Source organism: Paenibacillus sp. V4I7, from assembly GCF_030817275.1.
Lineage (GTDB): Bacteria > Bacillota > Bacilli > Paenibacillales > NBRC-103111 > Paenibacillus_E.
The window spans coordinates 1,037,716-1,054,150 of the sequence record NZ_JAUSZD010000002.1 but is presented as its reverse complement, the minus strand read 5'-3'; the positions used below and the strand labels follow the sequence as shown (position 1 = coordinate 1,054,150).

The 16,435-nt window shown below is 39.8% G+C and carries 17 protein-coding genes; 4 read left to right on the top strand and 13 right to left on the bottom strand.

Annotation, left to right across the window (positions count from 1 at the left end):
* Positions 1-88: 88 nt before the first annotated feature.
* The 4 genes from QFZ80_RS06070 to QFZ80_RS06055 form a co-directional block, all read right to left on the bottom strand.
* Positions 89-712: a hypothetical protein gene (locus QFZ80_RS06070; protein ID WP_307557788.1), complete on the bottom strand. Its 624-nt coding sequence runs from the start codon at positions 710-712 to the stop codon at positions 89-91.
* Positions 713-896: 184 nt separating this feature from the next.
* Entirely contained in the window at positions 897-1,274 is a 378-nt protein-coding gene (locus QFZ80_RS06065; protein WP_307557786.1) for a DUF2750 domain-containing protein, read from the bottom strand.
* Positions 1,275-1,417: 143 nt separating this feature from the next.
* On the bottom strand, positions 1,418-1,906 hold the full coding sequence (locus QFZ80_RS06060; protein ID WP_307557784.1) for a hypothetical protein: 489 nt from the start codon (positions 1,904-1,906) through the stop codon (positions 1,418-1,420).
* A gap of 294 nt (positions 1,907-2,200) precedes the next feature.
* The gene (locus QFZ80_RS06055; RefSeq protein WP_307557782.1) at positions 2,201-2,542 is read right to left on the bottom strand and encodes a hypothetical protein; all 342 of its coding nucleotides are present in this window, start codon (positions 2,540-2,542) and stop codon (positions 2,201-2,203) included.
* Positions 2,543-2,915: 373 nt separating this feature from the next.
* Here QFZ80_RS06055 and QFZ80_RS06050 point away from each other — a divergent pair, with 373 nt between their 5' ends.
* On the top strand, positions 2,916-4,187 hold the full coding sequence (locus tag QFZ80_RS06050) for an S-layer homology domain-containing protein (RefSeq protein ID WP_307557780.1): 1,272 nt from the start codon (positions 2,916-2,918) through the stop codon (positions 4,185-4,187).
* A gap of 45 nt (positions 4,188-4,232) precedes the next feature.
* Complete coding sequence (locus QFZ80_RS06045; RefSeq protein ID WP_307557778.1) at positions 4,233-4,478, top strand: hypothetical protein; 246 nt, start codon at positions 4,233-4,235, stop codon at positions 4,476-4,478.
* Positions 4,479-4,868: 390 nt separating this feature from the next.
* On the opposite strand, the gene QFZ80_RS06040 is transcribed toward QFZ80_RS06045, so the two are convergent.
* The 4 genes from QFZ80_RS06040 to QFZ80_RS06025 form a co-directional block, all read right to left on the bottom strand.
* The gene (locus tag QFZ80_RS06040; RefSeq protein ID WP_307557776.1) at positions 4,869-5,201 is read right to left on the bottom strand and encodes a hypothetical protein; all 333 of its coding nucleotides are present in this window, start codon (positions 5,199-5,201) and stop codon (positions 4,869-4,871) included.
* A gap of 116 nt (positions 5,202-5,317) precedes the next feature.
* Positions 5,318-5,848: a hypothetical protein gene (locus QFZ80_RS06035; protein ID WP_307557774.1), complete on the bottom strand. Its 531-nt coding sequence runs from the start codon at positions 5,846-5,848 to the stop codon at positions 5,318-5,320.
* A gap of 186 nt (positions 5,849-6,034) precedes the next feature.
* A complete protein-coding gene (locus QFZ80_RS06030) occupies positions 6,035-6,319 on the bottom strand; it encodes a hypothetical protein (protein WP_307557768.1) in 285 nt (94 codons plus the stop codon).
* A gap of 181 nt (positions 6,320-6,500) precedes the next feature.
* On the bottom strand, positions 6,501-6,773 hold the full coding sequence (locus QFZ80_RS06025; RefSeq protein WP_307557772.1) for a DUF3977 family protein: 273 nt from the start codon (positions 6,771-6,773) through the stop codon (positions 6,501-6,503).
* A 282-nt stretch (positions 6,774-7,055) separates the two neighbouring features.
* Here QFZ80_RS06025 and yjcZ point away from each other — a divergent pair, with 282 nt between their 5' ends.
* Positions 7,056-7,235: a sporulation protein YjcZ gene (yjcZ, locus tag QFZ80_RS06020; RefSeq protein ID WP_307557770.1), complete on the top strand. Its 180-nt coding sequence runs from the start codon at positions 7,056-7,058 to the stop codon at positions 7,233-7,235.
* 145 nt (positions 7,236-7,380) lie between these two features.
* Here the strand turns inward: yjcZ and QFZ80_RS06015 are convergent, their stop codons facing one another.
* On the bottom strand, positions 7,381-7,665 hold the full coding sequence (locus QFZ80_RS06015; protein WP_307557768.1) for a hypothetical protein: 285 nt from the start codon (positions 7,663-7,665) through the stop codon (positions 7,381-7,383).
* A gap of 785 nt (positions 7,666-8,450) precedes the next feature.
* Complete coding sequence (locus QFZ80_RS06005; RefSeq protein ID WP_307557767.1) at positions 8,451-9,044, bottom strand: YdeI/OmpD-associated family protein; 594 nt, start codon at positions 9,042-9,044, stop codon at positions 8,451-8,453.
* 469 nt (positions 9,045-9,513) lie between these two features.
* Here QFZ80_RS06005 and QFZ80_RS06000 point away from each other — a divergent pair, with 469 nt between their 5' ends.
* Positions 9,514-10,983 (top strand): hypothetical protein, encoded by a 1,470-nt coding sequence (locus tag QFZ80_RS06000; RefSeq protein WP_307557765.1) that lies wholly within the window; start codon positions 9,514-9,516, stop codon positions 10,981-10,983.
* 690 nt (positions 10,984-11,673) lie between these two features.
* Here QFZ80_RS06000 and QFZ80_RS05995 read toward each other — a convergent pair.
* The 3 genes from QFZ80_RS05995 to QFZ80_RS05985 all read right to left on the bottom strand — a co-directional run bounded on the left by QFZ80_RS05995 (position 11,674) and on the right by QFZ80_RS05985 (position 16,363).
* Positions 11,674-12,105, bottom strand: coding sequence for a hypothetical protein (locus QFZ80_RS05995; RefSeq protein ID WP_307557763.1), 432 nt, complete (start codon positions 12,103-12,105; stop codon positions 11,674-11,676).
* A gap of 211 nt (positions 12,106-12,316) precedes the next feature.
* A complete protein-coding gene (locus QFZ80_RS05990) occupies positions 12,317-12,943 on the bottom strand; it encodes a hypothetical protein (RefSeq protein ID WP_307557761.1) in 627 nt (208 codons plus the stop codon).
* A 570-nt stretch (positions 12,944-13,513) separates the two neighbouring features.
* The gene (locus QFZ80_RS05985) at positions 13,514-16,363 is read right to left on the bottom strand and encodes an Ig-like domain-containing protein (protein WP_307557759.1); all 2,850 of its coding nucleotides are present in this window, start codon (positions 16,361-16,363) and stop codon (positions 13,514-13,516) included.
* Between the last annotated feature and the right edge of the window lie 72 nt (positions 16,364-16,435).

The following is a 16,435-nucleotide window of genomic DNA, read 5'->3' as shown; positions in this document are numbered from 1 at the left end:
AACGAGGCTGCCGTTTCATGTCGACAGCCTCGTCTTGGTTTCTTATTGAACATACGTTCCTCGTTAGTTCAGCTGTGCTAACGGCAACCTATCTCACATCCAGATTGAACCACTTACAATATTTCAAAAACAACATTTCTTTATAGTAATCGTCAACCATCCAAAGTGCCTTTTCTAACGAGTACTTATAAAAGTCCAACAAATCAGTCTCGATGGATTGCAATTTTTTTATTAAATCATCTCTGTTATATTCGATATAATACATCTTCTGCAACTCTTGCTCAGATAAATCTTTTCTCATTACACCAGAAAAATCGTCAGACCAAATCCTTACCGTATTATCTACGTATTCTATTGATGGGAAAGGATCGTGACCAAGCCATACACCCTTCTTACTTAAAACCGCTTCGAGCAAGTCCCTCCAATTCTCAAGCCCACAACAACAGCTCGGAAGTATCACTTTATCTTTGTCCTCAAAGGCTATTCCACCACGTATTGCAACTTCATCTGTGGTTATGAGTTCATTTAATACATCTGCAGGCTCTCTGTTCACATCTACGTTGTTATACCCACATAGTAACGTAAAAAATAGGACTGCATAATCTAGCGTAGACAATTTGGAAAGATTAACGGTTTCCCTATATTCAACTTTTGATAACCAAGAAGGCTGATCAAAATATGGATCTTGTATTATCGCATTAACTTTTCCCATTATTTTAGCTCCTAATGATTTAATATCTGAATACAGATTACCATATCTTTGAATTAACCTATACCACTAATCTGCCCGGTAGCGGAATAGGCCACCAAATTTATCACCGGTAGCCTGCTAGATCTTGTTATGAAGCTATAGTTTCCGTTAGTTCAACGTGATAATCAAACTACTAACCGTCGTTTTACTCGTATTTTGCAAGTTCTTCCTTTAGGTCTGCTAATAATACTTTTATCTGAACAATGGCTGTATTGGTGCCATTGGGAAAAATAGAAGCTTTTATATTATCCTTTTCCATTCCGTCAAGCCACTCATCAATAAACTCATTTATGTCTATACTCTCTGGTTTGTAATTTGACCATTCATCCACTGTCTGGGCTTGGGCAAACTCCATTTTAGGAAAGAAAGGGAGACACACATTTCCTTCACCATCATCAGCTGTAGCCCAACCCTCATTGTATAACCCCCATACTTCTTCTGAGTCAGCTACTTTTTTAATGAAATACTCATATCTAATATTAGGCGGTTGTTTTAAGACAGATTCAAATTCCTTTTGATTCATTATAATCTTCCCCCGTATTTTCTCTAGATACTTTGAATTGAATTATATCACTTATCATTAACGTAATCTGCCCGTTAGCGCAACGACGGCAGCCGATCTTTGTGGCCGGCTGCCGTCGTATGATGATTCAACTATCGTTTCCGTTAGTTTAGTTTTTTAATCGAACCAGCACTGTCGTAAAAGGCTTGGTAAGTTTCCTCGTACTCATTTACTGACCAATCGCCGAAACCTATACCTTTATATAAAGAAAGCCTATGATCCTGGATTACGCAAATACTGTTATGATATGTGAGCGATAACCCATTTGTATTATTTCTTAATAAAAGCATAACCTTTGTTCCCCGCTTTGGAAAATCATAAGGTACTTCTCCTGGATGAAAACGTATATCCCTCTTTAAGACAATTTCTTTTTGTGTAATTTCACCTTTTAGAACGGCTTCGACTGACAAAGTTATTTCCTTGTGTACAGCGCGATATTTATCAGCAGTATTTTGCTTTATTACATTTCCAACAACAATGTAATCTGAACTATTTAACATATCTTGCGGTGGAATAATTGACATTTTCGCACTCACTGTTTGAGTTGATAAGAATACACTTAACAATAAAAACACAACAAATACTTTCTTCATATTTTTCCCCCAACCAACTTTTTCCTTATGATTACCAATATCCGATTTTACATACAAAAAACGTTTTTCTAGAGCGAAGGAGCTGCCACGCGCAGCCCCTTGGCATTCAACTATCGTTCTGCGTTAGCGGAACAAACTACCTATTTTGTAAATGGGTTCCACTTTTGAGCCGCTTTTAAAATTTCACTCTTTGCCGCTGTGTCGTCACCCGTTACTACTCCCGAGAGAATATATGTATTTACTTTAGTGGAATCATTAAGATAAGGCTGAGTTATATACAGCCAATAAATAATATCAGTCTTTTCCAGGACCCTTCTCCTGTTCCGTTGCCGCAGTTAAGTTGTCATGTGATAGTTTTAACAATGTTGCCTTTCCCGCCGAAATTGTAATTTCTTCCTGAGAGATCACACTGGAATGATTTGGGAAACTAATGTGATCTGGTGAATCGACTTGACGTTGTTCAATTAGGCCAATATCCTTCCCTGTTCCTGTAAGATTATTGATTGAAGTAGACTTCGGTTGTAATTCATTCTGAACTGTGGGTGAGGGTGAATGATTAGTCGAAGCACCATTGGTTGCATTACAACCTGTCAAAATCATCGTAAAACAAAGAAAAATAATAGCAGTTTTTAGCATAATTAACTTCAACCCCCTTTTTGATTTAACAGTATAACTTTGAAGGTAATGAATAGACCGTTGATTTTAGAAGTAAAAAGAACAAAACCAGACCTTAATCAATATTACATAGACGGAAATTAAGGCAGCAAAGTTGCAAATATGTGTTCAACTATCCTGCCCGTTAGCGGAGGAGTTAAGCTACTTCATTTAATGTAAGTATTTAGTGTTTAATCCATCAACGGAATAACTGCCCCAATTTTCTCAAAATACGGCAAAATCACCTTCGTTTTATCATTTTCCAACAAACCTCCATGGTCTATTTATTGAGAAGCATTTAATATGGTATAGGAACTTAAGATTCAAATATAGGACAGCTTAGAAAGGAACGAAAATGTACACAAGAATGAGAGTTAAATATAGTGTTATATTAAAATTGGTCAGTTCTGTGCTCCTTTGGTTTGGAAGCGCACTTTTCATTAATATCAATGCGAATGCGCAGGGAGAATTACCTGCTGTTCAAACAGTTCGTATTGATATGGATATGGTTCAAGCCGGACAGCGGCAGCAGCACAAAGTGCCTTTTAGCGCAGATAAAGGAATTCTTATTTTGAAGCAGGAGCTGGTTACGGATGATAACGTTGCCCACGTATCCGTGATAGATCCAATTAGCGGAGAGATTGTGGGGGAAGCAAAGCTAGAGGGATACGCACAAGTTCAGGTTACCCTGCCCCACAACGGAAATTATGAGTTTTATTTCAGCAATTTCGGTGATAATTTTATCGATTCGGAACCACGATTTGAGGTTTCTTTAACAGGCGCCAACTTGAAAGTGGAAGATACAGCGGTTCCTAAGTTTAGGCTTGGTTACTTCGAGCCATATACGATATGGAGTGAGCCCGCTTCTTTTGAAATAGGCTCAGATACGTATACGATTACGGCTCAATTAGACGGAGAATCGGTAGACCTTTCCGAAGTAGGAGATCACGGTAATATGCCGTTAACGATTAACCCTAAGGGGTTGACAGAAGGATTCCACACCTTGAATTTTATTACGGAAAAGAAGAGCGGCACTGGAACGATGATTACGCGCAGGTTTATTGTGGACAATGAGGATGCGTTCTCCGATGTTCCTAAAGCACATTGGGCTCATAAACCAGTGGAAATCATGAACTTGCTTGGCATCCTTGATGGACGCAACCCGGGGGTGTTTGAGCCTAGCAAATCCGTGACGCGCGCCGAGTTTGCTAAAATGCTTGCCACAAGTATCAAACTCCCGGTTGATTCTAATTCAATCGCAAGCCGTTTTTCGGATGTGCCCACGTACTCGTGGTCTAACCCGTACGTAGAGGCACTAGCAAAGGAGGGAGTGACAGAAGGAGAGCAATGCGGACAAGGATTGTGTTTCAACCCTAACCGTCAAATTAGCCGCGCAGAAGCTGCTGCAATGATGACTAGAACGGGCAAAGTCTCCCAAGTAGACCACGCTCAAGAAAAAGGATTTATGGATGTTAACTACCTACTTCCCAGTTGGGCTTATAATGGAATTGTAAAACTAAGTAAAGCAGGTTGGATCGACGGCTATGAGGACGCTCTTTTTCATCCCTTTGGGACACTTACCCGGGCTGAGGCGGCAAAACTTGTTGGCAAGTTTAGAAAGATTTAAATTGATTGCTTATTTCGGAAAACTATAAAGGATTGATGAACATACGTGAGATTATTTAAAGGTTTGACAGTTACAATTTGTATATTATTTGCGATTTCATTTCTGTACTACTGTGCAAGAAAAGATGCCATGGCGCTGGCTGTCAAAAGCTATGATTATCAGTATGTTGCTAAAAGTACCGAGATTGTATGGTTTAATTTAACCCCCTACTGGAGCGTTACTATGCAAAAAGAAGGTAAAAATAGAACAATCATGATTGATCCAATCCTGCGAGAAGTAATTGCTGAGTAATTGCGTGTAAAAAAAATATGATTTCACCTAGTTTTCCTCGTTTAGCTGAAAAAACGTGGGTTATCACCCAGAGCATTCATGATGAGTTCCAAACTAGAAAGAGCCCAATAATTATGGGCTCTTTCTTAATTATTTAATTGCCGTTGCCGTAAGACATGTATCTCGAGCGTTTTAACATCAGGTCCAATTAACCTGCCAGTTACTTTAACGGACAACGGCAGCCGATCGTTTGCCGGCTGCCGTCAAATAATGATTGAACTATAGTTCTCCGTTAGCCATCCATGCCCCACACTGGGCACCACGGAATAATGAAAATTCTCATCGTGATTGGCTACTTTCAGGGTAGTTTAACAATATAAATATAAATGCCTGAGTAATAACGGAATATCTTTATAGATACTTTTGATAAAAACCAAAGTTTGTCCAATACTCAATTTTATCTACAATTGCTTTTGTATTCCTACTTTCAAAACTTTCTATTGGTTTTTCCCAATTATAATCCTTAATTAATAATAGTTTAAATGTACCGTTTTGATCGCTATCTGGATACCAACCCAAGTCGAGAATAAGATTATAGTTACTATTGGTAAGTTGCAATAAATCTTCAACAAAATATTTACCAAAATCATTGCAACTATCAGGTTCGCATTCATAAAAGTTATTACATTCTACTGTCCATCCTCCCTGTAATCTTAATGGTTGAAGTTCATATTGTTTATTCATAAACTACACCTCTTTATACTTCCTACTTCCACTATCCTGTCAGTTACTTCAAATGAAAAGAGCAACTGCCGGCTCCGATAACTGCTCCATTATTATTTTTTAACTAACATTCTGCGCTAGTTTAATGACTTGCTCATATTAAATGGGATTTCATTTTTATAAGCTGTTGTGTATTTTTCAATTAGTTCTTTTTTATCTTCTTCATTGGCAATTAGAACGTCGCCGTAAACAGGTACTAAGGTATTCCAATTCTCTTCCTTCAAATGTTTGGTTACAAATAAATATGATTGTCCTTCTTGAAGTAATTGGTCATTTTCAATTAGTATTAATTCAAATCTTTTGAATCCACCTTGTTGATTTACGATTACTGTTCCGTTAAATTCACCTTTTATATTATCAGAAACTTCCACCTTAAACTGAGTTTCAGGAGTGCCATCCAATGATTTAGTTCCATCCTGTTTTATCACTTTCCCGACAAATACATTATCTGCCCACCCGACAAGCCTACGTGTATCGGTTACATCAAAAGCGTTGGATGATGCGATTGTTCTGATAACAGGATTTTGTGTTGCAAAAATCGCTAACGCAATAGAGGCAACTATTATACTGCCTATAACAAAAGACCACCTACGTTTTGAATATCTCATCTCTACTCCTCCCTCAGAACCAAGTGAAATATTCCCCTGTTCTTATATTACCATAATTAGGAATCCCAACGGGGTTTTGCAACATTTATTGCGTTAACCTGCCGTTAGTTCAGCAAACGAAAAAGGAGCAGCCACGAAGCATGCTCCTCAACTATAGTTACCCGTTAGCGTAATGATTCGATCAGGCTATTCTAATGTTCTTTTTTTATTTTTCTTTGCATGGATCAGAAAATCAATCAAAAGACCCGTAATCAACCAGGTACATATATGTATTCCATAGAGCAAAAATTGCCATAATAGTTCATTTTCCATTGAGTAATGTAAATTAGTTAACCAAGGATTTAACCATAATAAAACAGGACTCGTTAGAAAAAGCAGCAAATTTTTATCATCGTTCCCAGATAAATTGAAGAGGCAAATGATTAAAGATAATATCAGTAACCAAAAACTGATTTTCTTGATGATTATCATATAGAGACCTCCATTTTGGTTCGCAACTAAAACCAAGTCTAACACCAAGTTCTTACATGCAAAAGTACTAAGTATTCGTAGTACCTTCTCATCGGTTACGTTTATCATTCAATCCTGCCCGATAGCTTAACGAGTCTGCCAAGATTCCACTGGCAGCCTCGTTTTGAATCAGTATTTAGTTTTAGTTCATCCCTCGATTGTTGGATTCATTCCTATTTGGCCAACTTACAAGTCCTAAAATCAATTTAATCGCTCTTCTAGGTTTAGTCATACGTTTAAAACCTTGTTTGGAGTCCACAATGAACACAGTCTTCCCTAACCAAATTCTTAAGTAAATGGAGTGAAATATAATTGGCTTAATAATACCCTTCTGTTCAATCTCAGACCCATCACTAAGTTCTGTTTCGGTCCGAATTATCCACATATTCCCTATGCCTACTTCGATATATTTCAATCAGGAGTACCTCTTTCATCACAAAGTTTCTAACACCAATATATTAACACATATTGGAAGTATCCTGCCCGTTAGCTGAATTACATTATTGAGTTTTTGATCTATTCAATATACAAAAAGGCATTTCACCCATTTGAGTGAATGCCTTTTACATCAAAACTTCAAGACTTTCATCCGATTCTCCTAGGCGGTTGTCTTCCAAGGCATACGTCCAATCAAGCACTATGTACCGAACATATAATTGTACCGTAGGGACAAATGACCTGAGGGGAATGAGTAAACATGGGAGAATTAGGTTATGGTGGTGCAGGTTATCATCATCATGTAGGTTATGGTGACGTAGGTCATCATCATCATCATGGTCATCATCATCATGTAGGTTATGGTATGGGCAACAATGTAGCATTTATCTTAGTTCTTTTTATTCTTTTGGTAATCATCACATCAACCTTTGCATGGTAATTCCTTAATCCAAGGTAACTTAATAAAACACCTCACTCTTTAGGGCGAGAGGTGTTTTTTGGTTTTTCGCAAAACACAAAAAAAGCAGCACTAGTGTGGGGTGGACTGAACTATCGTGTCCCGTTAGCGTAATGATTCGATCAGGCTATTCTAATGTTCTTTTTTTATTTTTCTTTGCATGGATCAGAAAATCAATCAAAAGACCCGTAATCAACCAGGTACATATATGTATTCCATAGAGCAAAAATTGCCATAATAGTTCATTTTCCATTGAGTAATGTAAATTAGTTAACCAAGGATTTAACCATAATAAAACAGGACTCGTTAGAAAAAGCAGCAAATTTTTATCATCGTTCCCAGATAAATTGAAGAGGCAAATGATTAAAGATAATATCAGTAACCAAAAACTGATTTTCTTGATGATTATCATATAGAGACCTCCATTTTGGTTCGCAACTAAAACCAAGTCTAACACCAAGTTCTTACATGCAAAAGTACTAAGTATTCGTAGTACCTTCTCATCGGTTACGTTTATCATACAATCCTGCCCATTAGCTTAACAAAGAGCGCTCGAATTGATTCTGTCGGGAATGAGATCAAGTTCTTGTCAAAATCGGGAATGGGATCAAGTTCTTGTCATTGGCTCGTGACAAGAACTTGATCCCATAAATAATAAAAGCCGCGATTTACGCGGCCCTTAATGAGATAATGTTCTTGTCACCCGACAATGTAACAGTTAAATTATTTAAAATCCATACAATCTCCCAAGGTCTATCAACTCTTAATTTGGATATTTTAGTTTAGCCCTTCCGCTTTGCCCAGGAAACCTCTTCCAAATTCGTAAGCCCCCACACTTCGGCGATCCGTTGGTTTCCACTCGAATAAGTTCAAGAATCATCGGCTGTATTTCAGCATTTGTTGCGGTCATTCCCCGTATACTTGTTCGGCTTACGGCTTCGTCCCTTACTCTTAAGTCATTCTGCTTCTGGAGTAAATCCCATCGCAATCGATAGCCTATTCCAACTATTGATCATCAAAATTAACATCGTTCCGAAAAGTACTTCCTGATCTCATGATACACATGATCCGGCACTTTAAGTGAGGGCAACATTGTTATATGCTCTGTAAGCTCTAACGCCGCCTTCTCCTTTTCCGAGTAAAGGTGGCTTTCTTCTCATGCACTGAGACAATCCTTCCTGAGATAAACTGGGTATGTTAAGAGGATGAAGGATAAATTTTTTCGCCTTTCTCCAACATTTGGATGAACTGCCGGATCCGCTTATCTCGGGTTTCTTGTTTTTTGGCGTTGTGAATTCGAAATACGATTGCGTATTTATTTTGTCTGTCGAGCGTATCATAGAACGCCTTAGCCTCGGCATTGCGCTCCAATTCGATTGCGAAGTCCTCAGGCAGCTGGGCGATGCTTTGCGATTCGTAGGCCTTATCCCAGTTCCCATTCTTTTGGGCCTCTTCAATTGCCTTATATCCGGAAGTCTTCATTCGCCCGTTTGTGATCAGCTGTTCCGCTTTTTCTTTATTGACTTTCGACCAGATGCTCTTGGCCCCGCGCGGAGTGAACCGCTGCAGCCATGTTTTCTCATCGAACGCTTCTTTCTGACTGTCGACCCATCCGTAACATAAGGCAACCTCGAGCGCTTCGTTATAGGAAACCGTTACGACGCCGGAATTCTTTTTCGCAATATGTAATCGGATGCCGGGTGAGGTATCACAATTATCGTCGAGCCAACTCTCAAAAGACAACGGATCGGCAAAGGAAATAACCGGCAAGTCACTCGATTTTTTTACCACATGAATCGCCTCCTGATCTTTCAAATGTGCACAAACCTCATCAACTTAATCCACTTCAAAAATGAGTAAGAATTTCAATTTGATTATAAAAACGCCACACTTTTATCGAAGTATCTTACCAGCAGTCGGACTTGCGGTAGTTTCACTTTTCCACTACCTCTCTTTACGAAATAGGTCTTGACCAGTATTATCCTAACAAAATCGCGAAAACCTGTATTGTAAAAACACGACAACTTGCAGTTACTTGTATACGGCACAACGTATCAATATTGAATTAAACTGCCATTTAGTTTAATCGCCGAAGATGGCTCCCCACCCTACTAAAAAAAGCATTCCCTAGTATAGCGAACAGGAAATTTAGATAAATAGCTTAAATGCGGGAGATCCATGTTTTTCCATAAAATGCAACTTTAGTGCAGTCATCGCGTCTATTGTAGGGCATACACTTCAAAGGAAAAGAGATGATCGCTTGCATTTTTCAGTTAGAAAATACGTTATCGGCTTGACAACCCTTCTGCTGTTTATGCTTACAACGGTGCCTGTCCAAGTCGTCACTGCCAGCACGGCGATTCGGGCATCGATTCCGAAATTCCCTCTCACGCTTAATGGCACTTCACTGGATCAATCTTACAGCCATTATCCATTCCTGTTTTATAATGACATCACCTACATGCCAATGACGTGGAACAATCTTCAAGTGCTGAATATTGAGTACGAGTGGAGCGACGAAACGGGGCTCACTATCTGGCAAAACCGCAACTACCCACCGCCTATACAGGCATCACCCGTCGAGCAGGATCTCAGCAAGGAGCGCAACAGCTCTTCTCATACGGCTCATTTGGCTGATTTCCCGATTCAAATCAGCGGCACGCAGATTGATAACTCAGAGGAACCCTTTCCGTTCCTTACATTTAGAGACATCACATACGTACCGCTTACCTGGCGGTTTGCGCACGAGATGCTACATCTCGATCTTGCTTGGAACGAGCAGGATGGTCTTGGCGTAATAGGCGGTCAAAATGTGATGCAGGAAATCATCGGCGATGATGATCAGGCTTTGTATTTCTACTCCTTGCTGGGCGCAGACCCAGCCAAAGCGATGGTGAAAATCGATAAATCCACCCATCAAGCAGAGTGGCAAAACCGCAAAGCACTGGACGCTTTCACCAGCAGTTTAACTGCTTCCGTACATACCATGGGCGGCAAACCCGTGCAGTTAACGCGTAAGGACCGCGATCTTTACTATGGCGATCTCAAAGTCTATACGCTAACGGACTCGGACGTATGGGAATCCGCTGCTTGGGGCGCTCCTGTTCATACGTATACACAATTTGAGGCGGCCAATCACGCCGTCGTCCTCTCCATCAACCTGACACTCCCGATCGCTGCGATCGGTCCTAATTACGGAACGACGTATACGTTTTTGATCCGTGACGGCAAAGTGACGCAACTCAAAGATTTTAATCAAAAGCTGGATCGGGTTATTCCGAATCCGAACGGCACGACGTGGATTGCCTCTGCGATGCTGCCAAGCCGAAAGGGCATGATGGCCGGTAGCGCACGCCTAGCCTTGCTAGATCGGGATGGAGCCGTTCACTACGTAAACAAGCGGTTGGGCGAGTTGGACGTACAGGCGTTAGGATTGACAAATCCGTCCCTAGCCAATCCTTCAGCTGAAGACGGCAGTTTGTATGTAGTCTTAAACGGTAGGAACCTCGATGACTATGCGCCAAACGAGCAAAGCGGATTCTATGTGATCAATACGAAATTGGAAACCATACGAGTGTCCGGTCTTGCGGAAGGGACGTATTACATGGATAATGCCCGTAAAGTTTTCATTCAGCGGGCTAATAATACAATTATAGATCAAACGACGGATGAGGTTTGGCATTGGTACGATGCGGATTTGGCACGAATGAAAGGAGCTAATGAGGAGTAGGGATGTTTAATGTGTTAAAATCACACAGTTTTACGAATTACAAAACCGTCAGACTCCGAAATTAGTATTGGTATGATCCCAAAAATCTAAATAGCGGCTGCAAAGGACGAGAAATAAAGTCCTAGACAGCCGCTGATTTATTGAACTATCGTTTCCGTTAGCTTAACATTCTTTCGTGCAATATGATAAATTTAGACTGAGGTGATCAACTAATGCCATCAAACGTCCTAGACAGCCGCTGATTTATTGAACTATCGTTTCCGTTAGCTTAACATTCTTTCGTGCAATATGATAAATTTAGACTGAGGTGATCAACTAATGCCATCAAACAAATTAATGCTGTCAGGTATTTTTCTCTTTGTACTGATGTATTACATTCAAAACAATATGCATATAAAATTGCATCTGTTTGAAGTAATAATTCCACTTATTGGGGTTGTCCTGTTTATTTTTGGACTAATTACGAGGGACAATAAATAGTCAACTGTTAAACTAAACTCCCGTTTGAATAAAAAGAGGAGCAGCCACGAAGCATGCTCCTCAACTATAGTTCTGCGTAACAGCTTTTGTTGTATCTCTTGTTCTTCAACATAATTGCGATAATTATAACCGCTGTAATAATCAACAATGTCTTGGTTAATTTCTGGGTACAGTTGAATCCAGTGTAACTCCGAAATCTAGCATTTTTCCCTATTTGAACTGCTTATATTTTTTAATGAATTCAGGTATTTGGTCTACACCCTCCATCCAAAAACCATAACAAGCTGTTGCATCTCCTTCAGGCGATGTGACATTCGTCTTTTCGGCTGGAGAAATATAATAAGCTATAGACGATACCGGCAAATTAGAAATATCGTCAATTATATGCCATTCGCCCCAGCTAGTTAAAGGCGGAGTATATTCATCTTCATAAATGGAAGCAGACTTCTGTAGTCGTATATAAAAACTCCCATCTTTAATATATCTAAATATACTTTCATGTTCTTCATAAAGTACAATGTCCTGATCAAATTCAAATCCAATTTCTTTAATCGCCTCAACGAACTCGTTTTCAATCTTTTTTATTTCTACTTCATTTATCTCTCCGTTTAAAAACTTGCTTTGTAATTTACCTCTGTTCATTTAACATTTTACCCCTTACCTAGAATAATTCTCTTATTATATCCCTCTTTTCGAAAACCTATATTACCCTTTTTACCAAGACCTCGGGTTGTTGAACTATGCTGCCCTTTAGTTTAATCAGTTGGAAAATACTCCTCCCTGCCTTCCGTCGGGAATGGGATAATGTTCTTGTCACCCGACAACTAAACGTATCGTCTCGTGTCTCGTTAGCTCAACTTCTGGTACGCCTGAAACGGTAGATAAGAAAGAAAAGAAATACAATCAGCACGAGCGGTGCAGCGATCCACCACAGATATCCGGCATCCCCAGTCACCCCAGTGGATTGCTTAGGCATTATATGTGCCGCAGAGTCGATAAACGCCTGGAAAGCCTCACCCTCTTTTTCATCATGATGCTGTACTTTTCCATTTTTGATTTGGATCATCCCGTTCGGCCCAGCAATAGGCGTCGGGTAACGTACTTGCTCCACTTTCTCTAGAAACAACAGAAATTTTCCGTTTTCCCGTTGATATTCATCCGCCCATCCGGTATCGAAGCCGTCAATCCCTGCCACCAAGCTAGTCGCAACGTCCCCTCGGTAGACTTTGCTCACTTTGAAGTCGTAACCTACCCACATCATCTTAGGTTCGCCTCGTCTCTTGGAAAAATCGTACGTGCCTTCCACGACGATCGACGCCCTCGAGATAACATCCTCGGCTGGCAAGTCGACCCAACTTGTCGCATAAACGGGTACAGCAGCGTTTAAACCTAACAGCAGAAAAAGTAATCCATTACGCATTCCGCGTTTTATATGGATACGCATTGTATTAGTAATATCAGTCATTTTATATGCATTCACGTTTTTCAACTCCTTTGACATTTATTCTCTCTTCAGATATAGACGAAGCAACGTTCGAATTGTTTCCACTATGCTGCCCGTTAGTTTAGCGGTTAAATTTTATGTGTCGGCATTCGGACAATGTTCTTGTCACAAATCGGCAATCGACTCAAGTTCTTGACATTGTCAATTTACAAGAACTTGAGCCGATAAATAAAAAAGCCCGCGGTTTACGCGGACTACTGCTCACCATTACTTAGCACATTGTTTGAATTAAAATATAACTCCTAAACGAAACAAAATCAATTCCAACCATTACGTTTAGAGGATAAAATTCTGACTCTTACCTTTATCGTACAAGCATGTTCCTATGGAAGATGTGTCAAAAATATTTGATGCTGCTGCAAATCCTTTATTTCTTGCTTGAGATGAAACTGATGCTTCTATTTGTGATACGGTTCATGTAATGTTCTATTTGTATCGCCTCCAAACTTACTATAGTAAAAAGCCAGCGTAACAAATCGCTGGCTTTTCAAATTGAATATGGCTGGAGAATTCATCTCATCATCAATAATTCATAATTGACATTATTTATTTAGGTTTTACTACAACAGGAATAATTATTTTAAATCCATCATATTCCGCAAATATCACAGCTGCTCCTTCTGATTTCGCTACGATCTTATGATCAGCGGTCACTTCAGCTACTTCCGGATTAGACGTACTCCATGTGACATCAGCCGTAACGACTTTTACCGTTCCATCGCTAGACATTGCATTAATGACTATCTCACTTGTTGAGCCTGCTGAATTTACGATATAACCCGGCGAAGAGCTTATCCCCAATGTAAATGTAGGATACTTTGCTACGACTTCAACATTAATTGTCGTTGACATACCAAAAACAGTAGCAGTTATCGTCGTTTTTCCAACAGCGTGAGCGATGATATGTCCATCAGCAGAAATCGTTGCAACCGATTCGTCCGCCACCGTCCATTTTACTAGGCTAGTAACATCAAAACAATCACAATTACCATCTCTGCCCGGATGACCAAAGAAAGCAATTATAGACACGTCCGTCGACTTATTAGGTTCTAACATCACATTGCGGGGAAATGACGTTAAAGCTACAGGCTTTGTGTTTCTTACCCAAACAGAATCTCTCAAACCTCCATAATTGAAATAGATGTATGCTTCACCAGGGCCGACCCATCTAATGACCCCGTTCTGATCAACAGTTGCTACTTTCTCATCGGAAGATTCCCACTTCCCATCAGTATCAACCTGAACTATATTATGATCTGTATATTCCGCAAAGGCGTCCACATCTACAGGAGCTCCTGCCTCAGGCTGTATTAGCATTCCCAGTATGTTTTTAGTGATTCCGACTAAATTAACTGGTCCCTCTTTTTCTGTTACTTTTACTGGAATTTGAATAGAAGGGAAACCTTCAATTGTTGCACTAACTTTCGTTTTACCAATTTTCTTTCCAGTAAATTTCCCGTCTGTAACACCAGCAACATTAGGATCCTCTGAAATCCACTGGATTGACTTCGTAATCTCTTTTTGAGTTCCATCATTGTATTGGGCTAAAACATGTACGGGATAAAGCTTATCTTTTTGAACAATAACATCCAATGAGGATACAAGCAATGATTCTATTTTTAAATCCCCCGTAGATGCATTATTTTCAGAAAGGATTGAAACCTTCAAGATTTCGGTGCTTGTCCCGTGATTGATAAGGACCTGAGTTGTACCTGGTGCAACGGCTGTAAGAACACCATTCTTAACTGTAACAATGCTTGGGTCTAGTGATGTGAATCTTGAATCTGAAGTGACGTCAGTTGTTGAACCATCTTGATATTTTGCTTTTACAGAAAACGAATGCATGCCCTCGGCTAACCGAAAGGAGATGTTAGTTTCACTAGGAATCAGATCAACAATTTTATTCACTAAATCTTTAGAAGGTTCTTTTGAAACGACAATAGGAACCTGCTTTGAGTAACCGGAGCTATCTACGGTAATTATGGCTGTACCAGTACCTACAGCAGTAAGTAGGCCATCCTTATTCACTTTAACAACATCAGGATTAGATGATTTATAAACCGCAGATGGAGTCGACTTTACAACAGATTTGTCCGTATAGCTCGCTTTTACCTCCAATTGCTGCTGTTGATGTACCACCATATTTTTTATATTTGGTGTAACAGAAATCGATTCAGGGGTTGGAGCCTTCTTCTGACCGTCTTTATCCGCGACAGCCACCGGGATATCTACAGTGTGACGACCATTAGCATAGATAGCATGCAAAACGGTTGCGCCACTCAATTGACCAATAACCTTTGATGTACCACCAAAATTTTGCTGAACTGAAGCTACGTAGAAATTGTCGGAGTACAATTGAACGGAAGCTGTGACATCCTCCGTGCTCCCATCACTGTAAATCGCTGTTATTGCAATTGGCGCTTCATCACCTACACCTATGGAGAGGTTTGATGGAGAAGCAGCCAAACCAATAACTCTTGGAGTAGTAAGCTTATTGGTGACAGTAACCTCAATTTTAACTGGAGGAAGAACATCTGATCGATAGGAAGCTGTCACAATTGTTTTACCTGTCTTACCTCCTATGATTAATCCTGAATCCGTTACCGTTGCAATGCTGCTATCTTCGACAGTCCACTTCACTTCACTTGGATTTACATTCTCTGACTCTCCGTTATTGAATACTTCGGTTAATTGAACCGGCCAATTTGCACCTGGCAAAATTTCAACAGCAGGTTCATCAATTACAAGCTTCTCCGGCTTAACAACATTAACAAGTACAGCATCAACCAATTTATCGTATTTAAAATATATATATGCTTGGCCTATTCCAACTGGGGTAATCAGACCATCTTTACTAACTGTAGCAACATTACGATCTGTCGTTGTCCAACTTCCTAAAGAAGTAACCTGTCTACTCTCGGGGTCCCTTGTAAAGGCAAATACTTGAACCGGCTTATCAGAGGTTTCTAACCTCAACTTGCCAGCCGAAAGTAGAAGCGCCGTTACATTTTCTGGAACATCTCTTATAGAAGCAAAGAAGTTTATCTGTGGGAAAGTTGAGTAGGTTACTCTCAATGAAACATCACCTGGTGATATCCCTTTTAATACGCCATTTTCAACCTTTGCAATCGACGGATCTCTTGATTCCCATTTAGCTAAATTAGTTACGTCTTCCATCGAACCATCGCTATAAAGTGCTTTCAAAGCGATAGGACGCTCTTCCCCTTCATCTATGAATGTAATTCTAGGTGCAGCTAAAACGAGCGATACAATTGTTTTCCCTTCTGCCTTTACTGACTTTTCAGGCGAGGCAGAAGCCAAACTACTAAATAGAGACAGGATTACTATAAAGATGAGAGTTAATACTGTAATTCGCTTTGTTACCTTTGTTCTCATTTGCCAACCTCCGTATTTTTTATAGCAATCAGCCTTTCAACCTAATATTAGACTATAAAAAATGTATATCAT